Raw genomic sequence first — 23782 nt, 5'->3', positions numbered from 1 at the left:
GCGCTTGCGCGATGTCCTTGCTTCTTCCTTCCCTCGTTCCCCGTTCCTCTCCATTCGTTCCTCGCCGCCCGCTGCGGCGATGTGTCGCACGTGGGTGAATGGAGCGGCAGCTTAAAATCGCGGCGTGATCCGTTCACTGCCCCTGCACCGTTGGATGTCCCGGCTCGCCGTGGTGGCGACGCTGCTGATGGTGCTCGCGCCGCTGGTCAGCCGCGCGTTGCAGGCGCAACCAGTGGCGATGGCCGCGGTGGTGGCCGAACACCTGTCGCACGCAATGCCCGGCATGGATCACGCCGGCCACGCGCCGTCGATGCCGGAGCACGGGCACGATGCGCCCGCCGGCCCCCACGCCAACCACGCCGAAGCCTGCGAATACTGCGTGCTGGCCATGCGCCTGCTGCCGTGGATGGCGCTGCTGCTGGTGCTGGCGCCGCTGCCGTACCGGCTGGCACCGTTTTCGCCGCGCCGGGTCGATGTTCCCGCCAGCCTGCGCTGGTCCGCGCACCTGGCCCGCGGGCCGCCGCGTTTCTCCTGACGACACCTCCCTTTTTTGCCGCGTGACCTGCGCCCTCGATGGCGTGGCGCGGCCGTGTCCCACGGAGAATCCCATGTTGCCCGCTTCCCCCCGCAAGCCGGTCGTACCGGCGTGCCTGTCCTCCTGCCTGTTGCTTGCCCTGTTCCCGGCCGCGGCCCATGCCGACGCGCCGGGTTCCCCGATCACCCTGGAAACGGTGGTCGTCACCGCCAGCGCGCCGTCCTCGCCGCTGCAATGGGTCACCGACCCGAGCCTGCCGCGGCAGCCGGTGCCGGCCAGCGACGGCGCCGACTACCTGAAGACCGTCCCTGGCTTTTCCGCGATCCGCAACGGCGGCACCAATGGCGACCCGGTGCTGCGCGGCATGTCCGGTTCGCGCCTGAACATCCTCACCAACGACGGCAACCTGATGGGCGCCTGCCCGTCGCGGATGGACAATCCGCTGTCCTACGTCGCCCCGGAAACCTTCGACCGGCTCACCGTCATCAAGGGCCCGCAGAGCGTGCGCTGGGGCGCCGGCGCCTCGGCCGGCACGGTGCGCTTCGAGCGCGACACCCCGCGTTTCAGCGCGCCGGGCATGGAGCTGGAAGCCAGCGCGCTGGCCGGCTCCAACAACCGCAACGACCAGGTGCTCGACGCCACCTTCGGCAGCGCCCCCGGCTACGTGCGGGTGAACGGCAACCGTTCCGAATCCGACGACTACCGCGACGGCAACGGCGACGTGGTGCCCTCGCGCTGGCGCAAGTGGAACGCCGATGCCGCCATCGGCTGGACGCCCGACGCCGACACCGTGCTGGAGCTGAGCGCCGGCACCGGCGATGCGCTGGCGCGCTATGCCGGCCGCGGCATGGATGGCGCGGCGTTCAAGCGCAGCAGCTACGGCCTGCGTTTCGAGCGCGGCAACCTGCCCGGCGCGTGGGACAAGTTGCAGGCCAACCTGTACGCCAACACCGCCGACCACGTGATGGACAACTACAGCCTGCGCGAACCCAACCCGCACGGCAGCATGCCGATGGCGATGGCCTCGAACGTGGAGCGGCGCACCCGCGGCGGACGCATCGCCGCGGAATGGCGCTGGCAGGACGTGGCCGTCGTCGCCGGCATCGACGCGCAGGACAGCCGCCACCGCAAGCGCAGTGGCATGCGCGGGATGTGGCAGCAGAAGGCGTGGACGCGCGATGCCGATCTCGACAACCGCGGCGTATTCGCCGAACTGACCCTGGGCGAGGAGCGACCGGCGCGCTGGATCGGCGGCCTGCGCATCGACCATGCCGAAGCCACCGACCTGCGCCAGACCAGCGGCATGATGGCCATGTCCAACCCGACCGCCGGCCACACCCGCAGCGAAGACCTCGGCAGCGGCTTCCTGCGCTACGAGCGCGACCACGGCAAGGACTGGACCTGGTACGCCGGCCTCGGCCATGCCGAACGCATGCCCGACTACTGGGAACTGTTCTCCGCCGACGCCGGCCCGGCCGGCGCCGCCAACGCCTTCGCCGGAGTGAAGCCGGAGAAGACCACGCAGCTGGACGTCGGCGCGCAGTTCCGCGGCAAGCGCAGCAGCGCCTGGGTGTCGGCCTATGCCGGGTACGTGCAGGACTACATCCTGTTCACCTATTCCAGCGGCGGCATGATGGGCGACAGCACCCGCGCGGCCAATGTCGATGCGCGCATCGCCGGTGCCGAGGCCGGCGTGGAATGGCGCCTGCAGGAGGCATGGAAGCTGGGCGGCACGCTGGCCTGGGCGTGGGGCGAGAACCGCAGCGACGGTGGCGCGATGCCGCAGATCCCGCCGCTGGAAGCGCGCCTGAGCGCGGCCTACGAACGCGAACGCTGGTCGGCCGGCGCGCTGCTGCGCGTGGTGGCCCGGCAGGACCGGGTGGCGCTGGACGCGGGCAACGTCGTCGCCCGCGACCTTGGCCCCACCGCCGGCTTCGCCACCTTCGCGCTCAACGCCGCCTACCGCATCAACGACCACCTGCGTGCCAGTGCCGGCGTCGACAACCTGTTCGACCGCGCCTATGCCGAGCACCTGAACCTGGCCGGCAGCGCCGACTTCGGCTTCCCCGCCGACCCGGTGCGGATCAACGAGCCCGGCCGCACGCTGTGGTTGAAGCTGGACTACCGCTACTGACGCGGCTCCTCCCGCTGCCGGTCGGCCGGCAGCGGGACGCCTGTGGCATGCTTGGCCGGTCCGGCCGGAGAGAATGCAGATGACGCAGTATGCGGTGGCCTACGTCAGTGTCGCCGTGGCCGGCTTGACGCCCGCCGACCTGGACCACCTGCTGGTCGATGCCCGCGCGCACAATCGCCTGGAGGGCGTCACCGGCGTGTTGCTCCATGACGGGTACCGCTTCTTCCAGTATTTCGAAGGCCCGCAGGACGGCGTGGCGCGCATCTACGCGCGCGTCCTTGCCTCGCGCATGCACGTGGAACTGGAGGAACTGCGGAACGGCCCGGTGGAACGGCTGTATTTCACCCGCTGGCACATGGGCTGCAGCCACACCGAGGGCAGCGTGCTGCAGGAACTGAGCAGCCGGCAGTGGCGGCAGGAAGCCGGCTACCTGCGCGAGGACGTGGCCCTGGCCGGCAATCCGCCCGGCCTGCGCGAACTGCTTGCGTTCTGGGAACGGCAGCAAGCGATGGATGATTGACCCGCTGGCGTTGCCGCCGGCCGCTCAGATTTCCTCGTGCAACCCGCACTCGCGCTTCAGGCCGAAGAAGCGGGTGTCCTCCTCGCGCATGCCCGGCTCCCAGCGGCGGGTGGTGTGGGTGTCGCCGATGGAGACGTAACCCTGCTCCCACAATGGGTGGTAGGGCAGCTCGTGCTGCTTCAGGTACTTCCACACGTCGCGGTCGTTCCAGTCGGCGATCGGGTTGAACTTCCAGCGCTCGCCGCGCTTCTGCAGGATCGGCGTGCCGGCGCGGCTGGCCGACTGGCCGCGGCGCAGGCCGGTGAACCAGGTGCCGGCGTGCAGTTCCTCCAGCGCGCGCTTCATCGGCTCGACCTTGCGCAGGTTGTTGTACTGCTCGATGCCGACCAGCCCCTGCTCCCACAGGCGGCCGTGGCGCGCCTCCATCCAGGCGCGGCTGACCAGCGGGCGGTAGACCTTCAGGTTCAGGCCGAGCCGGTCGCTCAGTTCGTCGACGAAGCGGTAGGTTTCCGGGAACAGGTAGCCGGTGTCGACCAGGATCACCGGGATGTCCGCGCGCTGGCGGGTCAGCAGGTGCAGGGCCACGGCCGACTGCGCGCCGAAGCTCGAGGACAGCACGTGGGTGCCGGGCAGGTGCCGCAATGCCCAGTCCACGCGCTGGCCGGCGTCCATCGTTTCCAGCTGCGCGTTGGGCCCGGCCAGGTCGTCGGGCAGCGCGGCGGTTTCGGTATCGGCGTCGGCGAAGGAAGAAACGGACAGGGCGCTCATGCGTGCAGTTCCAGTGCAACCTGGCGGTTGGTGGGGTAGGGCGGCAGTTCGACGATGCCGGCGCGGTGCAGGAAGTCGCCGAAGCGTTCGTCGGTTTCGCGCTCGGCGGCATAGCGCCCCAGCAGCGGCTCCAGCGCTTCGAGGATCTGCGGCTCGGTGATGTTCTCGCGGTACAGCGTGTTCATGCGCATGCCGCGGTGGTCGCCGCCGAGGAACAGGTTGTAGCGGCCCACCGCCTTGCCGACCAGCGCGATCTCGGCCAGGTAGGGCCGCGAGCAGCCATTGGGGCAGCCGGAGATGCGCAGCAGGATCGGCGCCTCGCGCAGGCCGTGCTTGTCCAGCAACGGTTCCAGCGCGGCGAGGAAGCCGGGCAGGTAGCGCTCGGCCTCGGCCATCGCCAGCGCGCAGGTGGGCAGGGCCACGCAGGACACGGCGCTGCGCGCGATCGCGGTGGGCGCGTTGTTCTCGCGGTCCAGCCCGTGCTGCGCCACCAGTGCGTCGATCCGCGCGCGCTGCGCGGCCGGCACGCCGGCGATGATGACGTTCTGGTTGCAGGTCATGCGGAACTCGCCTTCGTGCACTTTGGCGATCTCGCGCAGGCCGGTCAGCAGCGGGCGGCCGGGGGTGTCGGCGATGCGCCCGCTGGGCAGCGACAGGGTCAGGTGCCACAGGCCGTTGTCGCCCTCGACCCAGCCGAAGCGGTCGCCGTTGTGCTCGAAATGGAACGGCCGCGCCGGTTGCAGGGTGAAGCCGGCGCGCGCTTCCATCATCGCCACGATCCTGTCCGAGCCGTGGTCGTCGATGGTGTACTTGAAGCGCGCGTGCTTGCGGTCCTCGCGGTCGCCGAGGTCGCGCTGCACCGTCACCGCCGCCTCGGCGATGGCGAATACCTGTTCCGGGGTGACGAAGCCGATCACGTTGCCGATGCGCGGGTAGTGCGCGGCGATGCCGTGGCTGGCGCCCATGCTGCCGCCGATGGCGACGTTGAAGCCGGCCAGCTGGCCGGCGTCGTCGACGATGGCCACCAGCCCGAGGTCGTTGGCGAACACGTCCACGTCGTTGTACGGCGGCACCGCCACGGCGATCTTGAACTTGCGCGGCAGGTAGGCGTCGCCGTAGATCGGCTCGTGCTCGACGCCGCTCTCGGCGACCTTCTCCTCGTCCAGCCAGATTTCGTAGTAGGCGCGGGTGGCCGGCTTGAAGTGCAGCGACAGCCGCTGCGCCCAGTCATGCACCTGCGCATGAAGCGCCGACTGCAACGGGTTGCTGGCGCCGAGCACGTTGCGGTTGACGTCGCCGCAGGCGGAGATGGTGTCCATCGCCGCGGCGTTGATCGCCTGCATCGTCGCCTTCAGCTCGCGCTTGATGACGCCGTGGATCTGGAAGGTCTGCCGCGTGGTCACGCGCAGCGAATGGCTGGCGTAGGTGGTGGCGATCTCGTCGAGCCCCAGCCACTGCCGCGGGGTGAACACGCCGCCCGGCGCACGGATGCGGATCATGAACTGGTGCGCCGGTTCCAGTTTCTGCCGGCGGCGCTCGTCGCGCAGGTCGCGGTCGTCCTGCTGGTAGCTGCCGTGGAACTTGATGGTGCGCTGGTCCTCGAAGTTCAGCGAGCCGGTGGTGGCGTCGAGCAGCCCTTCGGCGAGGGTGCCGCGCAGGCGGTGGCTGTTGATCTTGATGTCTTCGACGGAGGGGTGGCTCATGGTCTTTGGCTGTCTGCGTTTTTCGTAGGAGCGCACCTTGGTGCGCGATGAAGCTTTCCCGGTGAAGCCCCTCGCGCACCAAGGTGCGCTCCTACGGGGAATCTGGAGGGGATCAGTAGACGTCGCGGGCGTAGCGGCCTTCGCGCTGCAGGCTGGACAGGTACTCGGCCGCCGCCTCGGCGTCGCCGCCGTTGTGGCTGGCGACGATCTCCAGCAGCGCGGCGTGCACGTCCTTGCCCATGCCGATGGCACCGCACACGTAGAAGTGCGCGCCGTTCTGCAGCCAGTCGTACAGTTCGCGGCCCTGCTCGCGCAGGCGCTGCTGCACGTAGATCTTCTCGGCCTGGTCGCGGGAGAAGGCCAGGTCGAGGCGGTGCAGTTCCTTTTTCTGCAGGGCTTCCTGCCACTCGACCTGATAGAGGAACTCGCTGTTGAAGTGGCGCGCGCCGAAGAACAGCCAGTTGCGGCCCGCCGCGCCGCTCTCGGCGCGCTCCTGCACGAAGCCGCGGAACGGCGCCACGCCGGTGCCGGGGCCGACCATGATGATGTCGCGGCTGGCGTCGGCCGGCACCCGGAAGCGTTCGTTCGGTTCGACGAACACCGGCACCGGCGCGCCTTCTTCCAGTGCGGCGAGGAAACCGCTGGCGGCGCCGAGGTGGTCGCGGCCGTGCGCGGCGTAGGCCAGCTCGTCCACGGTCAGGTGCACTTCCTCGCCCACGCGCTTGCGGCTGGAGGCGATGGAGTACAGGCGGTGCGCGGCCGGGCGCAGCGCCGCCACCAGCGCGGCGGCGTCCCAGTCGGCCGGCCAGCGCTGCAGCACGTCGACCAGCTGGTGGTCGCCGAACACGGCAGCCAGCTCGCCGGCGTGCGCCGGTTCCAGCAGCGCGGCCAGCTCGGCGTTGCCGCCGCGCTCGGCCACGGTGGCCAGCAGCGGGCGCGAGATGCGGGTCAGTTCGCGGTGTTCGGCCAGCCATTGCGCCAGCGGCCGCGCGTGGCCATCGTGCTCGACCGTGGCGTCGCCATCCAGCCCGGTGGCGGCGAGGATGGAATCGACCAGCCGCGGCGGGTTGCGGTGGATGATGCCCAGCGCATCGCCCGGTTCGTACTGCAGGCCGCTGCCTTCCAGCGACAGCTCGAGGTGGTGCACGCGCTTGTCGATGCCGGCCTGCACGGCGAACGCCGGGCCCTTGAAGTCGCGGCCGCTGACCAGTTGCCGCGACAGCAGCTCGGCGTTGAACGGGTGCTGCGCGCTCCACGCGCTGGCCTGGCCGTGGCGCAGCGGGGTGACGTTGCTGGCGGCGGGCACGGCGGCATTGCCCAGCGTCTCGCGGGCGTCGGCCAATGCCTTGGCGCGCCACGGCGTGGCCACGGTGTCGATGTCGAGGTCGGCCTCGCCCAGCGCCTGCAGGCGCTGGGCGCCGAGTTCGGCCAGCCGCGCGTCCAGCTTGCGGCCGATGCCGCAGAAATCGGCGTAGCTGGAATCGCCCAGGCCCAGCACCGCGTATTTCAGCTCCGGCAGCTTGGGCGCGCGCCGGCCGTTGAGGAACTCGACGAAGCCGATGGCGTCGTCCGGCGGGTCGCCTTCGCCCTGGGTGCTGATGACGACGTAGAGCAGGCGCTCGCCGGCCAGCTCGCGGGTCGGGTAGGCATCGGCGCGCAGCAGGCGCACCGACAGGCCGGCGGCTTCGCTCTCGGCGGCCAGCTGTTCGGCGCTGCGGCGCGCGTTGCCGGTCTGGCTGCCGTAGACGATGGTCAGCCGCCCGGCAGCCTGCGTGGCCGGCTGGGCGGGCTGGACCAGCGCCAGCGACGGCGGCGGGTGGCCCTGCGCCAGCCCGGCGGCGAAGCCGGACAGCCACCACAGGCTGTTGCCGTCCAGGCCGTCCACCAGGCGCGTCAGCAGGACCCGGCGGTCTTCGGGCAGGGGGCTGGGTGGCACGGTGGCAGCGGCGGCGGTCATGTCCTGTCCGGTCTGGAGGTGGATGGCCGATGCTAGGCAGCCGTCGCGCGTGGCGGAAAGGATGGACGGTTATCGCTTCATGCCATGCGTTTATTTCTGCCGCCGCCGGCCAATGCCCACACTGGCCGCCCTGCCGGGGGACCGCCCGGCCACGCTGCTACCCTTTTCCCCTTCGCGCAGATCGCCCACCCGCAATGACCGTTACCGCACCGCTGTCGCACCTGGACCGGCTGGAAGCCGAGAGCATCCACATCCTGCGCGAGGTCGCGGCCGGCTTCGCCAACCCGGTGCTGCTGTATTCGGTGGGCAAGGACAGCTCGGTGCTGCTGCACCTGCTGCTCAAGGCGTTCGCGCCGGGGGTGCCGCCGATCCCGCTGCTGCACGTGGACACGCGCTGGAAGTTCCGCGAGATGATCGCCTTCCGCGACCGCCGCGCCGCCGCGACCGGCGTGGACCTGCGCGTGCACATCAACCCGGACGGCATCGCCCAGGGCATCGGTCCGGTCACCCACGGCGCGGCCGTGCACACCGACGTGATGAAGACCCAGGGCCTGAAGCAGGCGCTGGACAAGTGGAAGTTCGACGCGGCCATCGGCGGCGCGCGCCGCGACGAGGAGAAGTCGCGGGCCAAGGAGCGGGTGTTCTCGTTCCGCAACGACCGCCACCGTTGGGACCCGAAGAACCAGCGCCCGGAGCTGTGGAACCTGTACAACGCCCGCATCCACGCCGGCGAGAGCGTGCGCGCCTTCCCGCTGTCCAACTGGACCGAGCTGGACATCTGGCTCTACATCTACCGCGAGAACATCCCGGTGGTGCCGTTGTATCTGGCCGCCGAGCGCCCGGTGGTCGAGCGCGACGGCAGCCTGATCATGGTCGACGACGAACGCCTGCCGCTGCGCCCGGGCGAAGTGCCGCAGCTGCGCAAGGTGCGCTTCCGCACGCTGGGCTGCTACCCGCTGACCGGCGCCATCGAATCGGAAGCCGACTCGCTGGAGAAGATCATCGCCGAGATGCTGGTCTCGACCAGCTCCGAGCGGCAGGGCCGGGTGATCGACCACGACCAGTCCGCCTCGATGGAGAAGAAGAAGCTGGAGGGCTATTTCTGATGAACGCGGTCGCCACGTCTTCCGACATCTCCACCTACCTGCAGCAACACGAATCCAAGCCGCTGCTGCGCTTCATCACCTGCGGCAGCGTCGACGACGGCAAGAGCACGCTGATCGGGCGCCTGCTGTACGAGAGCAAGCGCCTGTTCGACGACCAGCTGGCCGCGCTGGAGGCCGACAGCCGCCGCCACGGCACCCAAGGCGAGCGCATTGACTACGCGCTGCTGCTGGACGGGCTGGCCGCCGAGCGCGAGCAGGGCATCACCATCGACGTGGCCTACCGCTACTTCGACACCGACCGCCGCAAGTACATCGTCGCCGACTGCCCCGGCCACGAGCAGTACACCCGCAACATGGCCACCGGTGCCTCCACCGCCGACCTGGCGGTGGTGCTGGTGGACGCGCGCAAGGGCCTGCTGCAGCAGACCCGCCGCCACAGCTACATCATCTCGCTGCTGGGCATCGGCCAGGTGGTGCTGGCGGTCAACAAGATGGACCTGGTCGATTACGACCAGGGCGTGTTCGAGCGCATCGCCGACGAATACCGCGCGCTGGCCGCGCAGCTGGGCATCGCCCACGTGCAGGTCATCCCGCTGTCGGCGCTGGAAGGGCAGAACCTGTCCACGCGCTCGGCGCTGATGCCGTGGTACGCCGGTCCCGGCCTGCTCGAACACCTGGACGCGGTGGAGCTCGCCGACCACGACGCGGCCAGCGGCCTGCGCCTGCCGGTGCAGTGGGTCAACCGCCCGAACCAGGATTTCCGCGGCTTCGCCGGCACCCTCGCCGCCGGGCAGGTGCGCGCCGGCGACGCGGTGGTGGTGCTGCCGTCGGCGCGCCGTTCCACGGTCAGGCAGGTGCTGGGGCCGGACGGCCCGCTGGACGTGGCCGTCGCCGGGCAAGCGGTGACGCTGACCCTGGCCGACGAGATCGACGTCAGCCGCGGCGACGTCATCGCCGCCGCCGGCGACCCGCCGGAAGTGGCCGACCAGTTCGCCGCGCACGTGCTGTGGATGGACGATGCCGCGCTGCTGCCCGGCCGCCCGTACTGGCTGCAGATCGGCAGCCGCACCGTGGCGGTGAGCGTCAGCGAGATCAAGCACCGCGTCGACGTGAACACGCAGGAGAAGCTGGCGGCCAAGCGGCTGGAGCTGAACGAGGTCGGCTACTGCAACCTGTCGCTGGACGAGCCGATCGCCTTCGAGCCCTACGTGCGCAACCGCGCGCTGGGCGGCTTCATCCTGATCGACCGCCAGAGCAACGCCACCGTCGCCGCCGGCACGCTGGACTTCGCCCTGCGCCGCGCCGGCAACGTGCACTGGCAGCACCTGGACGTGGACAAGGCCGCGCGCGCGCGGATCAAGGGGCAGACGCCGAAGGTGCTGTGGTTCACCGGCCTGTCCGGCGCCGGCAAGTCCACCATCGCCAACCAGGTGGAAAAGCGCCTGCATGCGCGCGGCTGCCATACCTTCATCCTCGACGGCGACAACGTCCGCCACGGCCTGAACCGCGACCTCGGCTTCACCGACGAGGACCGGGTGGAGAACATCCGCCGCGTCGCCGAGGTGGCGCGGTTGATGGCCGACGCCGGGCTGATCGTGCTGGTCAGCTTCATCTCCCCGTTCCGCGCCGAGCGACAGATGGCGCGCGAGCGCTTCGCCGAAGGCGAGTTCATCGAGGTGTTCGTCGACGTGCCGCTGGAGGTGGCCGAATCGCGCGACGTCAAGGGCCTGTACCGCAAGGCGCGCGCCGGGCAGATCCCCAATTTCACCGGCATCGATTCGCCCTACGAGGCCCCGGAGAACCCGGAGCTGCACCTGTACGCCGATGGCGAGGCGCTGGACGCGATGGTCGACCAGGTAGTGCGGCTGGTGCTGCGCTGAGGCCTTGAAAGCCCCTCCCCCCCCGGGAGAGGGGTTGGGGTGAGGGGCAGACGGAGTCCAGAGGGTTCACCGTCACTGGCTACGTTCGCCCCGCATCCACCCCTGCGGGGCATCTTCCGCCGACGTCGGTACTCCCGTATCCCGTGCGTCAGGGGTGTAACCCCGACCTACGGCACCTCACCCCGGTGGCGCTCGACCGTTGGCCGGGCGACGGCGCGCAGCGCCGTGGGGCTTGCCGCGAACCGGCCGAGAGCGCCGACCAACGGTCGGCTCCCGCCGGGTTCAGGCACCCACCGGATTCATCAGGAAGGGGAAGGGAGCGCCCCACCCAATGGCACATCCGGTCGTCACATGGCCCGGCTAGACTGCCGGATCGGGTATCTGACGGAATTGGGCATGTTGCGACGTTTTGCCGCCACCGTGGCCGGTGGCATGGTGCTGGCGCTGGCATTGGCCGGTTGCGGCAAGGAGGGGAACGAAGCGCCGCGCGCGCAGGCGGGCGCGGTGCCGGTCACCACCCAGGTGGTCCGGGCCTCGGCCTGGAACGACACCCTGCAGGCCATCGGCACCGCCAAGGCGCGCGAATCGGTGGTCGTCACCGCCAAGGTCAGCGAGATCATCGACACGGTGCATTTCCGCAGCGGCCAGGAAGTGGCCGCCGGGGCGCCGCTGGTGACGCTGCGGGTGGACGCGCAGCAGGCTGCGCTGGCGCAGGCACAGGCGACCTTCGACGAGGCCGACCGCCTGTACCGGCGGCAGAGCGAGCTGGCCACCCAGCAGCTGGTCGCCAGTTCCACGCTGGATACGCAGAAATCGATCCGCGACGCCGCCGAGGCGCGGGTGCGGCAGATGCGCGCCGACGTCACCGACCGCCAGGTACGCGCGCCGTTCGCCGGCGTGCTCGGCATCCGCCAGGTCAGCCCCGGTTCGCTGGTCACCCCGACCACGGTGATCGCCACGCTGGACGACCTGTCGCGCATGCACGTCGACTTCCAGGTGCCGGAGGCCGAGCTGGCCTCGCTCAAGCCCGGCGACAAGGTCAGCGGCAGCAGCATCGCCTGGCCCGGGCGCAATTTCGACGGCGAGGTCAGCACCGTCGATGCGCGGGTCGACCCCGGCAGCCGCGCGGTCACCGTGCGCGCCGATTTCCCCAACCCGGACCACGCGCTGCGCCCGGGCATGCTGCTGGACGTGCGCGTGTTCCGCCCCGAGCGGCAGGCGTTGGTGATCCCCGAGATCGCGGTGGTGCAGGTCGGGCGCGATTCGTTCGTCTACCGGGTCGGGGACGACGCCACGGTCGAGCGGGTGGACGTGCGCACCGGCACCCGCCGCGCCGGCGTGGTCGAGATCGTCGAAGGGCTGGAGGCCGGTGACCGCATCGTCGTGGACGGCACCGGCAAGCTGCGCCCGGGCCTGCGCATCGAGGATGCCGCGGCCGCGCCGGCCACGGAGGCCAGCGCCGGATGAAGCTGTCGGACCTGTCGATCAAGCGGCCGGTGCTGGCCGTGGTGATGAGCCTGCTGCTGGTGGTGCTGGGGGTGATGTCGTTCAACCGGCTCACCCTGCGCGAGCTGCCGGCCATCGACCCACCGATCGTCTCGGTGTCGGTGGACTACACCGGCGCCTCGGCGGCGGTGATCGAAAGCCGCATCACCCAGGTGCTGGAGGACGCGCTGGCCGGCATCGAGGGCATCGACACCATCAACGCGCGCAGCACCAACGGCCGCGCCTCGGTGAGCATCGAGTTCACCGCCAACCGCGACATCGAGGCCGCCGCCAACGACGTGCGCGACGCGGTCAGCCGCGTCGCCGACCGCATGCCCGAGGAGGCGCGGCCGCCGGAGATCGCCAAGGTCGAGAGCGACGCCGACGCGATCATCTGGTTCAACATGGCGTCCTCGGCGATGGACACGCTGGAACTGAGCGACTACGCCGAGCGCTACGTGGTGGACCGTTTCTCCAGCATCGACGGCGTGGCCCAGGTGCGCATCGGCGGCCGCCAGCGCTACGCCATGCGCATCTGGCTGGACCGCGACCAGCTGGCCGCGCGCGGTCTGACCGTGGCCGAGGTGGAGACCGCGCTGCGCAACGAGAACGTGGAGCTGCCGGCCGGGCGCATCGAATCGGCCGACCGCGACTTCACCCTGCGCGTGGAGCGCAGCTACGTGGCCCCGGCCGATTTCGCCAGCATTCCATTGGGCAAGGGCGCCGACGGTTACGTGGTGCGGTTGGGCGACGTGGCCAAGGTCGAGCTGGCCTCGGCCGAGCGCCGCGCCTACTACCGCAGCAACGGCGAGCCGGGCATCGGCCTGGGCATCGTCAAGACCTCCACCGCCAACGCGCTGGACGTGGCCCGCGCCACCCGCGCCGAGGCCGAGCGCATCGCCGCGACCCTGCCGCAGGGCACCAGCATCTTCGTCGCCTTCGACAACACCACCTTCATCGAGGCGGCGGTCGAGCGCGTCTACGCCACCCTGATCGAGGCGATGGTGCTGGTGCTGGTGGTGATCTGGCTGTTCCTGGGCAGCCTGCGCGCGGCGCTGATCCCGGCGGTGACGGTGCCGGTGTGCCTGGTGGCCGCGTTCATCGCGCTGTTCGCCTTCGGCTTCTCGATCAACCTGTTCACCCTGCTGGCGCTGGTGCTGTGCATCGGCCTGGTGGTGGACGACGCCATCGTCGTGGTCGAGAACGTGCAGCGCCGCATCGACCTCGGCGAACCGCCGCTGGTGGCCGCCCGCCGCGGCACCGCGCAGGTGGCGTTCGCGGTGATCGCCACCACCGCGGTGCTGGTGGCGGTGTTCCTGCCGGTGGGCTTCCTCGAAGGCAACACCGGCCGCCTGTTCCGCGAGCTGGCCGTCGCGCTGGCCGCGGCGGTGGCGCTGTCGGCGTTCGTCGCGCTGACGCTGACGCCGATGATGGCTTCCAAGTTGTTGCGCCCGCACAGCGAGCGGAAGGGCAACCGCCTCAATGGCTTCATCAACCGCCAGCTGGCGCGGCTGGCCGCGGCCTACGGGCGCGTGCTCGATCGCCACGTGCAGCGCAGCTGGGTGTTCGGGCTGGTGATGCTGGCCGCACTGGGCGCCAGCTGGGGCCTGTTCACGCAGTTGCCCTCGGAACTGGCGCCGGCCGAGGACCGCGGCTCGTTCCAAATCATGATCGACGGCCCCGAGGGCGCCGGCTTCGACTACACCGTCGGCCAGGTGCAGCAGGTGGAGCAGATCGTCGGCCGCTTCGTCGGCCCCGACGAGCCCATCGTGCGCGCCAACCCGCGCGTGCCCGGCGGCTGGGGCAACAGCGAGGAAATGCACACCGGCCGCATCAGCGTGTTCCTGCAACCGTGGCGGCAGCGCCACCAGGCCACCGCCGACGTCGCCAACGCGCTGCAGGGCGAGCTCAACGGCCTGAGCGGGGTGCGCGTGCGCACCCAGGTGGGCGGCGGGCTGGTGCGCAGCTTCGGCCAGCCGTTCCAGATCGTGCTGGGCGGGCCGGAATACGCCGAGATCGCGCAGTGGCGCGACCGTCTGCTGGCGCGCATGGCCGACTACCCCGGCCTGGTCGGCGCCGACTCGGACTACAAGGAAACCCGGCCGCAGATGCGGGTGAACATCGACCGCCAGCGCGCCGCCGACCTCGGCATCAGCGTCACCGACATCGGCCGCGCACTGGAGACGATGATGGGCTCGCGCCGCGTCACCACCTTCGTCGACAACGGCGAGGAGTACGACGTGCTGGTGCAGGCCAGCCGCGACGGCCGCGCCTCGCCGGCCGACCTGTCGGCCATCCAGGTGCGCGCGCGCTCGGGCGAACTGGTGCCGCTGTCCAACCTGGTCACGCTCAGCGAGGTGGCCGAGGCCGGCACCCTGAACCGCTTCAACCGGCTGCGTTCGATCACCATCAGCGCCGGCATCGCCCCCGGCCATACCCTGGGCGAAACCATCGACTGGGTGCAGCAGGCCGCGCGCGAGGAACTGCCCGAATACGCGCAGATCGACTGGAAGGGCGAGTCGCGCGAATACCAGAAGGCCGGCGGCGCGGTGCTGCTGACCTTCGCGATGGCGCTGCTGGTGGTGTACCTGGTGCTGGCCGCGCAGTTCGAGAGCTTCATCCACCCGCTGGTAATCATGCTCACCGTGCCGCTGGGCGTGCTCGGCGCCTTCGTCGGCCTGTACCTCAGCGGCGGCACGCTCAACCTGTTCAGCCAGATCGGCATCGTGATGCTGGTGGGCCTGGCGGCCAAGAACGGCATCCTGATCGTCGAGTTCGCCAACCAGTTGCGCGACGAGGGCCGCGACGTGCACCGGGCCATCGTCGAATCGGCCACGGTGCGCCTGCGCCCGATCCTGATGACCTCCATCGCCACCATCGTCGGCGCGGTGCCGCTGGTGCTGGCCGGCGGCCCCGGTTCGGCCAGCCGCGGCACCATCGGCATCGTGGTGATCTTCGGCGTCGCCGTGTCCACCTTCCTGTCGCTGTTCGTGGTGCCGGCGTTCTACGCGCTGCTGGCGCCGTACACCCGCTCGCCGGAAACCGTGGCCAACGAGCTGGCCAAACAGGAACGGGAAACGCCCTCGGTGGGCGGGCATGCCTGATCGCGCCGTGGCGGGTGCCGGCATTGGCCGGCACCGTAGATGCGGGGCTTGCCCCGCATGAAGCTTTCCCGGTGATGCCTTGTTCCAGACAGGCCCGATGCCTGTGTACTTCATGCGGGGCAAGCCCCGCATCTACGCCATTCAGGTGCACATCCATGCTGAATCGTGGAAGAATCGCCGCTTCCTGACATCGGCAACCATCGCCGTCAGACCATCCGGGGAAATACGTGGAATCCATCGTCCAGTTCGTCAACGACATCATCTGGAGCAATGCGCTCATCTTCATGTGCCTGGGCGCGGCGCTGTGGTTCAGCCTGCGCACGCGCTTCCTGCAGGTGCGCGGCTTCGCCGAGATGTGCCGGCTCACCGTGCGCGGCGAGAAGTCCGACGCCGGCGTGTCCTCGTTCCAGGCATTGGCCGTGTCGATGGCCGGGCGCATGGGCATCGGCAACATCGCCGGCGTCGCCACCGCGATTGCCTATGGCGGCCCCGGCGCGATCTTCTGGATGTGGGTGATGGGCTTCCTCGGCGCGGCCACGTCCTACGTGGAGTGCACGCTGGCGCAGATCTACAAGGTCAAGGACGCCGAGGGCCGCTACCGCGGCGGCCCGGCCTACTACATCGAGAAGGCGATGGGCCTGAAGTGGTACGCCGTCGCCTTCGCCGTCGCCACGATCATCGCCGCCGGCTTCCTGATGCCGGGCGTGCAGGCCAACGCCATCGCCGACAGCGCGGCCAACGTGCTGTGCGGCACCGATGGTTGCGCCGCGGTCGGCGGTACCGGGATGTTCAAGCTGTGGGCGGGCATCGCCGTGGCGCTGCTGCTGGGGGCGATCATCTTCGGCGGCATCAAGCGCATCGCCACCTTCGCCGAGGTGGTGGTGCCGTTCATGGCGCTGGCCTTCATCCTGATGGCGGTCACGGTGATGGTGCTCAACGCCGACAAGGTGCCGAAGATGTTCTCCGACATCTTCTCCAGCGCGTTCGGTGCGCACGCCGCGTTCGGCGCGATCATCGGCCAGGCCATCGCCTGGGGCGTCAAGCGCGGTGTCTACGCCAACGAGGCCGGCCAGGGTACCGGCCCGCACGCGGCCGCCGCCGCCGAGGTCTCGCACCCGGCCAAGCAGGGTTACGTGCAGGCCTTCGCGATCTACTTCGACACCATGCTGGTGTGCACGTCCACCGCGTTCCTGGTGCTCTCCACCGGCATGTACAACACCTTCCGGGTGGTCAGGGACGGCGGCAAGGAGACGCTGGAAGCCATCGTCTCCGGCGTGCCGGGCCTGCAACCCTCCGATGGTGCGCAGTACACCCAGGCGGCGGTGGAATCGGTGCTGCCGGGCTGGGGCGCGGGCTTCGTCGCGCTGGCGCTGTTCTTCTTCGCCTTCACCACGATCATGGCCTACTACTACATGGCCGAGACCAACCTGACCTACATCGCCGGCACCCGCCGCACCCATCCGCTGGCGACCCTGCTGCTGCGGCTGGGCATCATCGGCATGGTGGTGTTCGGTGCGTTCCACGACGCCAGGATGGCATGGTCGCTGGGCGACATCGGCGTCGGCCTGATGGCGTGGCTGAACGTCATCGCGATCTTCATCCTGCAGAAGCCGGCGATGCTGGCGCTGCGCGACTACGAACGGCAGAAGAAGCTGGGCCTGGACCCGGTGTTCGACCCGGACGCGGTGGGCATCCGCAACGCGAACTACTGGGTGGAGCGCAGGAGCGAGGCGGCGCGCGGTGAATAACCCCTGGAACAACCGGCGCCCATCCGCGCGCCCGCCGCGCGCCACGCCGCCTGCAGCGCCCGGCGCGCCGCCGGCCGCGGCCGGGGTGCCGTTGCGCGGCAGCGACGAGCTGCGCCTGTACGGCGTCAACGCGGTGCGGGCGATGTTCGCCCGGCGCCCGCAGGCGCTGCGCAAGCTGTACCTGGCCGAGGCGCTGATCCCGCGCCTGCAGCCGCTGCTCAAGTGGTGCGTGGCCAACCGCGTCGGCTACCGCGTGGTCGGCGAGGGCGACCTCAACAAGCTCGCCGCCACCACCCACCACGAAGGCGTGGTGGCCGACGTGCTGCGCACCGAGCCGCTGTCGCTGGCGGCGTGGCTGGCCACGCTGGGCGACGGCCCGGCGCTGGCGCTGTGGCTGGACGGCGTCGGCAACCCGCACAACTTCGGCGCGATCCTGCGCTCGGCCGCGCACTTCGGGGTGGCTGGCATCCTGCTGCCGGCCGAGTCTTCGCTGAGCCTGTCCGGCGCCGCCGCGCGCGTGGCCGAAGGCGGCGCCGAGCACGTGCCGCTGGTGCGCCTGCCGCTGCTGCCGCAGGCGTTGGCGCAACTGCGCGGGGCCGGCTTCGCGCTGGCCGCCACCCTGGTCGAAGGCGGCGACGACCTGTTCGCCACGCCGCTGCCGGCGCGCATGGCCTACGTGATGGGCGCCGAAGGCGAGGGCATGGACCGCACGCTGGCCCAGCATTGCGAGCTGCGCCTGTCGATTCCCGGCACCGGCGCGGTGGAGAGCCTGAACGTGGCCGCGGCCACTGCGGTGTTCCTGTCGGGCTGGCGGCGCCGTCAATGACACCAACAGGAGCGACGCAAGTCACCAGCGAAGCCCGTCGGTATTGCGCAAGGATGCCGGGTTCATCGTAGATGCGGGGCTTGCCCCGCATGGGCTTCACCGGCGAAGCCTCGTGCCGGGCAAGCCCGGCACCTACCGTGTCCTCGGGCGACTGCCCTCAACCCCGATAGCCATTGCTGATCGGGTAGCGGCGCTCGCGGCCGAATGCCCTGCGCGACACCTTCGGCCCCGGCGCGGCCTGATGGCGCTTCCACTCGCTGGTGCGCACCAGCCGCAGCACCCGGTCCACCACCTCGGGCGCGTAGCCGGCGGTGACGATGTCCTCGCGCGACTGCTCCTGGTCGACGTAGCGGTAGAGGATGCCATCGAGCACGTCGTAGGCCGGCAGCGAATCCTGGTCGGTCTGGTTCTCGCGCAGTTCGGCCGAGGGCGCGCGCGCGATCACCGCCGGCGGGATCACCGGCGCACCGCCCACCGTGTTGCGCCACTTCGCCAACCCGTAGACTTCGGTCTTGTACAGGTCCTTGAGTGGCGCGTAGCCGCCGCACATGTCGCCGTAGATGGTGGCGTAGCCGACCGCGTACTCGCTCTTGTTGCCGGTGGTCAGCAGCAGCCCGCCGAACTTGTTGGCCAGCGCCATCAGGATCACGCCGCGGCTGCGCGATTGCAGGTTTTCCTCCGTGACGTCGCCGGGCAGGCCGTCGAACAGCGCCGACAGCGACTGCATCAGCCCCTGGAACGCCGGCTCGATCGGCACCGTTTCCAGCTTCACGCCCAATGCGCGGCACTGCTCGGCGGCCAGGTCGTTGGACAGGCCGGCGGTGTAGCGCGAGGGCAGGGCGACGGCGGTGACGTTGTCAGCACCGAGCGCATCGACCGCCAGTGCCAGCACCAGCGCCGAGTCGATGCCGCCGGACAGTCCCAGCCAGACCTTGCCGAAGCCGTTCTTGCGGCAGTAGTCGGCGATGCCGCGGGTCACCGCGCGCCAGGCCAGCGCGTCCATGCTTTCGTCGCCGTCGTCGATCCAACGCAGCGGGGTGAACGCGCGCGCATCGGCGTCGTACTCGACCACCAGCATTTCCTCGGCGAACGCCACCGCCGCCGGGTGCACCGTGCCGTCGCCGTCGGCGACCACCGACGAGCCATCGAACACCAGCGCGTCCTGCCCGCCGACGTTGTTGACGTAGGCGATGCCGATGCCGCCGTCGCGGCTGCGCTCGGCCAGCAGCGCATCGCGCTGGGCATGCTTGCCGCGCTCGTAGGGCGAAGCGTTGGCCACCAGCACCAGTTCGGCGCCTGCGGCGACGGTGGCGGCCAGCGGCTCGGCGAACCACAGGTCCTCGCAGACCAGCAGCCCGAGCTTCACCCCGGCGACCTCGAACACGCAGTCGCCGCCATCCGGATCGACGTCGAAATAGCGGCGTTCGTCGAACACCGCGTAGTTGGGCAGCTCGCGCTTGCGGTAGGTGGCGGCGATGGCGCCGTCGCGCAGCACGCTGGCGGCGTTGTAGGTCACCGCGCCGGCGTCCTGCGGCCAGCCGACCACGGCGACGATGCCCTGCGCGTGCGCGGCGATGCGCGCCAGTGCCTGTTCGCAGTCGCGCAGGAAGGACGGGCGCAGCAGCAGGTCCTCCGGCGGATAACCGCTGATCGCCAGCTCGGGGAACAGCACCACGTCGGCACCGTATTCGTCGCGCGCGACCTGCATCGATTCGACGATGCGCGCGCTGTTGCCGGCGACGTCGCCGACCGGGAAATCGAGCTGCGCCAGGGCGATGCGGAGGGAACGGGACATGGAGCGGCTGCCTTGCTGTGCGGTGCCCGCATTATCCCGTAGGAGCGCACCTTGGTGCGCGAGGGAGTTTTTCCCTACTCCCTTCGGGAGAAGGTGCCCCGAAGGGGTGGATGAGGGTTCGGGCGAAGCCTGGTGTAGCCAAATTCCACGGAGGCTTCGCCCCGTACCCTTTCCCAATCCCCCGCACCGCGCCCCTGCCGTGGGCGCTCAACCGCACACGCGCCAGTGGCGCGTAAACTGTGCGGCCTCGCCCCGGAGGGAGAGGGGTTTTCGGGTGCGTCACTCCTGCGGCGGTACCACGTCCTTCGCCTCGCTGCCGAAGCCGCCCTCGGCCTCGGCGGCCAGGTAGGCGAACACGGTGTAGGCGGCCACGTTCTGCGCCAGCGCCTTCGGGTCGATCTTGTCCAGGGTGTCGTCGGCGGTGTGGTGCAGGTCGAAATAGTCGGTGCCGTCCTGCGCCAGCCAGGCCCAGGCGCCGCCCTTGGACGCCAGCGGAATGATGTCCGGCCCCGGCCCGCCCTCGTCGGGGCGGTATTCGATACCCAGCGGCGCCAACGCCTGCGCGATCTGCGCGGTGGCCTCGCGCGAGCCGTCGGGGTTGCCCGAGCCGGTATTGAACGCATAGATGCGGCCGGCGCCGAAGTCGCTTTCCGCACCGATGTGCTGCAACGGGATCTCCCCGGCCTTCGCCCGCGCGGCGGCATAGGCGAAGCCGCCGTGCAGGCCCTGCTCCTCGTTGGCGAAGGCGATCACCCGGATGGTGCGCCTGGGTGCCTGCTCGAGCTGGCCGATCAGGTGGCCGGCGGCCATCGTGATGCCGACGCCGGCGGCATCGTCGATCGCGCCGGTGCCCAGGTCCCACGAGTCGAGGTGGCCGCCGATCACCACCACTTCCTGCGGCAACTCGCGGCCGGTGATCTCGCCGATCACGTTCTGCGAGGTGTAGCTGCCGTCCCAGCCGCAATCCAGCGCCATGCGGATGCGGACCGGGCCGCGCGCGACCAGCCGCGCCAGCTGGTCGGCGTCGGGCATCGCCAGCGCCGCCGACGGCACCGGCGTCAGGCCCTCATCGAAGTGGGTGATGCCGGTATGCGGCACGCGGTGCGAATCGGTGCCGGCCGAGCGCATGATGTAGCCCACCGCGCCCTTGCGGATCGCCTCCGATGGCCCTTGGCTGCGGACGGTGCCGCCGATGCCGTAGTCCATGCCGTTGCGGCTGCGGCTCATCTGGTAGTCGATGAAGGCGATCTTGCCGGCCAGCGAACCTGCCGGCGCGGCCTTCAAGGCATCGAGGCCGTCGAAGCGCACGACCTCGCCCTCGGCGCTGCCACCGGGGCTGCCGCCCAGCGCGGTGATGGACAACGGCTGCGCATGCGCGCCCAGTACCTCGGCGCGTTCGCCACGGCGCTCCCACTTGGGGAAGGTGACCGGCTCGGTCCACACCTTGTCGAAGCCCAGCGCCTTGAACCGCGCCTTGGCCCATTCCACCGCGCGCGCGTCGGCCTCGCTGCCGGCCAGGCGCGGGCCGACCTCGGTGGTCAGCGCCTCGACCACCTTCCAGCCGGTATCGTCGGCCAGTGCCTGCTCGCGCAGTTGCGCGGCCTGTGCCAGCGCCTGCTCGGGAATGCGGGTGGGCGCGGCCTGCGCGTTGGCGCAGGCGAGCACGGCGGCGATGGCGAAGGCAAGACGGCGCATGGGCGGCTCCGGGTCAAGTTGGATTCCCGCACATGGAGTGTGCGGTGCTCTTGCGAGGGATTCGCAAACGGCAAAGCCGCGAGCATACGCCCGCGGCTTCGAGGTGAAACGTGCTGGAGGTCATCGCTTCTGTCCGTAGGAGCGCACTTCAGTGCGCGATGGGGCCTTCCCGGGGATGCTTCATCGCGCACTGAAGTGCGCTCCTACGTTGCAGTCGGGTAGGTCGGGGCCACGTCCCCGACGCCATGAATCGGAAAGCGCCGGGGATGTAACCCCGGCCTACTTGCTGCCGGAGCTTGACAGCGAACAGCGTGCCCGGAGGGTCACTTCTTCAGGTTGTCGCGGATCTCGCGCAGCAACAGCACTTCCTCGCTCGGCTCGGCCGGTGCGGCGGGGGCTTCTTCCTTCTTGCGCGAGAGCTTGTTGACCACCTTGACCAGCATGAAGATGGCGAAGGCGACGATGACGAACTGGATCAGGGTGTTGATGAAGTCGCCATAGCCGATCACCACCGCCGGAATCTCGCTGCCGTCGGCGGCCACCTTGGCCGGGGCCAGCGTCCAGACCAGGTCGGAGAAGTCGACGTTGCCGATCAGCCAGCCGATCGGCGGCATGATCACCTTGTCCACCAGCGAGCTGACGATCTTGCCGAACGCGCCGCCGATCACGACGCCGACCGCCAGGTCGATGACGTTGCCGCGCATCGCGAATTCCTTGAATTCAGCCATCATTCCCATGTGTTTCTCCTGTAGGCATGCATGAAAGGGAGCCGGCACAGACTACCCCGGCGCGGGTTCATCCGGCGATCACGCCGTCGCAGCGGGCGACGTCGCCCAGGCGCGCGCTGAAGCGGTCGCCCGGTTGCAGCGCGGCCACGCCGGCGGGCGTGCCCATGAACACCAGGTCGCCGGCGCGCAGCGCGTAGAGTTTCGACAGCTCGTGCAGGATTTCCGGCACGTTCCAGATCAGGTTGTCGAGGGTGGAGCGCTGGCGCGGCTCGCCGTTGACTTCCAGCGACAATTCCAGCGTCGCCAGTTCGCCCACCTGCGCGATCGGCACCAGTTCGCCGACCGGCGCGGAGTGGTCGAAGCCCTTGGCGATGTCCCACGGCCCGCCCTTGGCCTTGGCCGCGGCCTGCAGGTCGCGGCGGGTCAGGTCCAGGCCCACGCCGCAGGCCAGCACCAGCGCCATGGCTTCGGCGACCGGCAGCACGCCGGCCGGCGCATCCTTGCCCAGCGCGACCACCAGTTCGACTTCGTGGTGCAGCTCGGACGTGGCGGACGGGTAGGGCACCGCCGCGCCGTCGGTGACGATGGCATCGGCCGGCTTCATGAAGAACATCGGCTGGCCGCGCCCGGCCGCCGAGGCCGGGGCGCTGGCGCCCATCTCGCGCGCGTGGTCGGCAAAGTTGCGGCCCACGCAGTAGATGCGGTGCACCGGGAAGGTGCCGCCGCCGGCCACCGGGATGCGCGGCACGGGCGGGGCGGGGATCAGGTCGGTCATGGGTCGTCCGGAAAGCGATGGGCAGGCGCCATGATGCCGGAGGATGAAAGGGTGCAGATAGCGCCGGTGGGTGCCGACCGTTGGTCGGCACTGGTATTTGGTGGCAACCATCGCCACCCGACCAACGGTCGGGCGCTACCGCAAACAAGCGTTACCGGGATGCAGAGGTCAATGCGTGCCGGGCAGCGCCGGCTTGCGCACCACCCGGTATTCGCCATCCATCACGTTGCCGGCGGCCTTGCGGGCCTTGCGCGCGGCCAGCAGTTTCCACGCCAGCCCGATCAGGATCATCGCCGCGCCGACGACCACGCCGGCCACCACCAGCACCGCGAGGATCGCCAGGCCCAGCAGGCCCAGCACGACCCGCAGCAACGGGTTGCGCGGCTTGCGCGGCGCGAACAGGTTGCGGAGATGGGCGAACTGGAAGTAACGGGTCTGCATGACGGAAGGATGACGGTATGGCAAAGGGCAGTATCGGTGCTGGGGAGGGGTATTGCGTGAAGTTGTCGTTAAATCCGGTCGGCGCGCAGGCGGGCACCGGCGTCCTGTCGCCCCTCGCGGCAAGCCCCGCGCACCGTGCCCGTTGCCGGCCCATGCGACAATCAATCCCTGTCTCCGCGCGTATCGCCATGTCAGCCAACGCCTCCACGCCAGTCGAGCTGGTTCCGCTCGATGCCTTGCCCGACCAGGGTTTCCATGCCGCCGAGGCGGTGATCGACGGGGATGCCGAGCCGCTGATCCTCTACCGCGACGGCGGGCAGGTACGGGCGTGGCTCAATGTCTGCCCGCATGCCGGCCGCAACCTTGACTGGGCGCCGGGCCAGTTCCTGAAGAGCGGTGACGGCCACCTGGTCTGCGCGGTGCATGGCGCCGCGTTCGAACTGCAGGGCGGGTGCTGCGTGGCCGGCCCGTGCAAGGGCGATGCGCTGCGCGCGGTGCCGGTGCGGGTGGAGGACGGCATGGTGGTGCTGGGTTGAGTGGTGACCGTAGGTGCCGGGCTTGCCCGGCACATGGCTCTCCCGG

General features: G+C 70.2%; 17 protein-coding genes and 1 pseudogene. 10 read left to right on the top strand and 8 right to left on the bottom strand.

From position 1 onward, the window contains the following. Window positions 1-154: 154 nt before the first annotated feature. The 3 genes from ABB34_RS03895 to ABB34_RS03885 all read left to right on the top strand — a co-directional run bounded on the left by ABB34_RS03895 (window position 155) and on the right by ABB34_RS03885 (window position 3189). Window positions 155-535: a DUF2946 domain-containing protein gene (locus tag ABB34_RS03895; RefSeq protein WP_057639932.1), complete on the top strand. Its 381-nt coding sequence runs from the start codon at window positions 155-157 to the stop codon at window positions 533-535. 73 nt (window positions 536-608) lie between these two features. Continuing rightward, a complete protein-coding gene (locus tag ABB34_RS03890) occupies window positions 609-2669 on the top strand; it encodes a TonB-dependent copper receptor (protein ID WP_057639931.1) in 2061 nt (686 codons plus the stop codon). Between the two features lie 79 nt (window positions 2670-2748). Beyond that, window positions 2749-3189: a BLUF domain-containing protein gene (locus ABB34_RS03885; protein ID WP_161808888.1), complete on the top strand. Its 441-nt coding sequence runs from the start codon at window positions 2749-2751 to the stop codon at window positions 3187-3189. A gap of 24 nt (window positions 3190-3213) precedes the next feature. Here the strand turns inward: ABB34_RS03885 and ABB34_RS03880 are convergent, their stop codons facing one another. From ABB34_RS03880 to ABB34_RS03870, 3 genes are all read right to left on the bottom strand, one after another. Beyond that, a complete protein-coding gene (locus tag ABB34_RS03880) occupies window positions 3214-3957 on the bottom strand; it encodes a phosphoadenylyl-sulfate reductase (RefSeq protein ID WP_057639929.1) in 744 nt (247 codons plus the stop codon). Next, window positions 3954-5696, bottom strand: coding sequence for an assimilatory sulfite reductase (NADPH) hemoprotein subunit (gene cysI, locus ABB34_RS03875; protein WP_275452832.1), 1743 nt, complete (start codon window positions 5694-5696; stop codon window positions 3954-3956). The genes ABB34_RS03880 and cysI overlap by 4 nt, the downstream gene beginning before the upstream one ends. Before the next feature lie 76 nt (window positions 5697-5772). Continuing rightward, complete coding sequence (locus ABB34_RS03870) at window positions 5773-7617, bottom strand: assimilatory sulfite reductase (NADPH) flavoprotein subunit (RefSeq protein ID WP_057639927.1); 1845 nt, start codon at window positions 7615-7617, stop codon at window positions 5773-5775. Between the two features lie 194 nt (window positions 7618-7811). On the opposite strand from ABB34_RS03870, the gene cysD reads away from it, so the two are divergent. From cysD to ABB34_RS03840, 6 genes and pseudogenes are all read left to right on the top strand, one after another. Beyond that, window positions 7812-8723, top strand: coding sequence for a sulfate adenylyltransferase subunit CysD (gene cysD / locus ABB34_RS03865; protein WP_057639926.1), 912 nt, complete (start codon window positions 7812-7814; stop codon window positions 8721-8723). 26 nt (window positions 8724-8749) lie between these two features. After that, window positions 8750-10603, top strand: a pseudogene (gene cysN, locus ABB34_RS03860) (sulfate adenylyltransferase subunit CysN); the annotation flags it as partial. Window positions 10604-10999: 396 nt separating this feature from the next. Then, complete coding sequence (locus ABB34_RS03855; RefSeq protein WP_057639924.1) at window positions 11000-12070, top strand: efflux RND transporter periplasmic adaptor subunit; 1071 nt, start codon at window positions 11000-11002, stop codon at window positions 12068-12070. Then, window positions 12067-15192 carry an efflux RND transporter permease subunit gene (locus tag ABB34_RS03850; RefSeq protein WP_057639923.1) on the top strand — a complete coding sequence of 1042 codons (3126 nt, stop codon included), beginning with the start codon at window positions 12067-12069 and terminating at the stop codon, window positions 15190-15192. Before ABB34_RS03855 ends, ABB34_RS03850 begins: the two co-directional genes overlap by 4 nt. Window positions 15193-15419: 227 nt before the next feature. Then, a complete protein-coding gene (locus ABB34_RS03845; RefSeq protein ID WP_057639922.1) occupies window positions 15420-16940 on the top strand; it encodes an alanine/glycine:cation symporter family protein in 1521 nt (506 codons plus the stop codon). Further along, window positions 16933-17766 (top strand): TrmH family RNA methyltransferase, encoded by an 834-nt coding sequence (locus ABB34_RS03840; RefSeq protein ID WP_057639921.1) that lies wholly within the window; start codon window positions 16933-16935, stop codon window positions 17764-17766. The genes ABB34_RS03845 and ABB34_RS03840 overlap by 8 nt, the downstream gene beginning before the upstream one ends. Before the next feature lie 157 nt (window positions 17767-17923). Here the strand turns inward: ABB34_RS03840 and ABB34_RS03835 are convergent, their stop codons facing one another. From ABB34_RS03835 to ABB34_RS03815, 5 genes are all read right to left on the bottom strand, one after another. Then, a complete protein-coding gene (locus ABB34_RS03835) occupies window positions 17924-19561 on the bottom strand; it encodes an NAD+ synthase (protein ID WP_057639920.1) in 1638 nt (545 codons plus the stop codon). 279 nt (window positions 19562-19840) lie between these two features. Next, the gene (locus tag ABB34_RS03830) at window positions 19841-21256 is read right to left on the bottom strand and encodes a M28 family peptidase (RefSeq protein WP_057639919.1); all 1416 of its coding nucleotides are present in this window, start codon (window positions 21254-21256) and stop codon (window positions 19841-19843) included. Between the two features lie 323 nt (window positions 21257-21579). Further along, entirely contained in the window at window positions 21580-21993 is a 414-nt protein-coding gene (gene mscL, locus ABB34_RS03825) for a large-conductance mechanosensitive channel protein MscL (protein WP_057639918.1), read from the bottom strand. A 58-nt stretch (window positions 21994-22051) separates the two neighbouring features. Beyond that, window positions 22052-22759, bottom strand: coding sequence for a fumarylacetoacetate hydrolase family protein (locus ABB34_RS03820; protein WP_057639917.1), 708 nt, complete (start codon window positions 22757-22759; stop codon window positions 22052-22054). Between the two features lie 168 nt (window positions 22760-22927). Next, window positions 22928-23200, bottom strand: a complete 273-nt coding sequence (locus ABB34_RS03815; protein ID WP_057639916.1) for a hypothetical protein — start codon at window positions 23198-23200, stop codon at window positions 22928-22930. A gap of 188 nt (window positions 23201-23388) precedes the next feature. Here ABB34_RS03815 and ABB34_RS03810 point away from each other — a divergent pair, with 188 nt between their 5' ends. Continuing rightward, entirely contained in the window at window positions 23389-23736 is a 348-nt protein-coding gene (locus ABB34_RS03810; RefSeq protein ID WP_057639915.1) for a Rieske (2Fe-2S) protein, read from the top strand. Window positions 23737-23782: the final 46 nt, after the last annotated feature.

It is taken from the genome of Stenotrophomonas daejeonensis, assembly GCF_001431505.1.
Classification (GTDB): domain Bacteria; phylum Pseudomonadota; class Gammaproteobacteria; order Xanthomonadales; family Xanthomonadaceae; genus Stenotrophomonas; species Stenotrophomonas daejeonensis.
This window is presented reverse-complemented; position numbering and strand designations above follow the sequence as displayed.

Excerpts from the sequence above, each read along its gene's own strand:
- ABB34_RS03885 (WP_161808888.1), top strand. The coding sequence starts at position 2,749 with ATGACGCAGTATGCGGTGGCCTACGTCAGTGTCGCCGTGGCCGGCTTG.
- ABB34_RS03835 (WP_057639920.1), bottom strand. The coding sequence starts at position 19,561 with ATGTCCCGTTCCCTCCGCATCGCCCTGGCGCAGCTCGATTTCCCGGTC.
- ABB34_RS03820 (WP_057639917.1), bottom strand. The coding sequence starts at position 22,759 with ATGACCGACCTGATCCCCGCCCCGCCCGTGCCGCGCATCCCGGTGGCC.
- ABB34_RS03895 (WP_057639932.1), top strand. The coding sequence starts at position 155 with ATGTCCCGGCTCGCCGTGGTGGCGACGCTGCTGATGGTGCTCGCGCCG.
- mscL (WP_057639918.1), bottom strand. The coding sequence starts at position 21,993 with ATGGGAATGATGGCTGAATTCAAGGAATTCGCGATGCGCGGCAACGTC.
- ABB34_RS03830 (WP_057639919.1), bottom strand. The coding sequence starts at position 21,256 with ATGCGCCGTCTTGCCTTCGCCATCGCCGCCGTGCTCGCCTGCGCCAAC.
- ABB34_RS03880 (WP_057639929.1), bottom strand. The coding sequence starts at position 3,957 with ATGAGCGCCCTGTCCGTTTCTTCCTTCGCCGACGCCGATACCGAAACC.
- ABB34_RS03870 (WP_057639927.1), bottom strand. The coding sequence starts at position 7,617 with ATGACCGCCGCCGCTGCCACCGTGCCACCCAGCCCCCTGCCCGAAGAC.
- ABB34_RS03890 (WP_057639931.1), top strand. The coding sequence starts at position 609 with ATGTTGCCCGCTTCCCCCCGCAAGCCGGTCGTACCGGCGTGCCTGTCC.
- ABB34_RS03855 (WP_057639924.1), top strand. The coding sequence starts at position 11,000 with ATGTTGCGACGTTTTGCCGCCACCGTGGCCGGTGGCATGGTGCTGGCG.
- ABB34_RS03815 (WP_057639916.1), bottom strand. The coding sequence starts at position 23,200 with ATGCAGACCCGTTACTTCCAGTTCGCCCATCTCCGCAACCTGTTCGCG.
- ABB34_RS03810 (WP_057639915.1), top strand. The coding sequence starts at position 23,389 with ATGTCAGCCAACGCCTCCACGCCAGTCGAGCTGGTTCCGCTCGATGCC.
- ABB34_RS03850 (WP_057639923.1), top strand. The coding sequence starts at position 12,067 with ATGAAGCTGTCGGACCTGTCGATCAAGCGGCCGGTGCTGGCCGTGGTG.
- cysD (WP_057639926.1), top strand. The coding sequence starts at position 7,812 with ATGACCGTTACCGCACCGCTGTCGCACCTGGACCGGCTGGAAGCCGAG.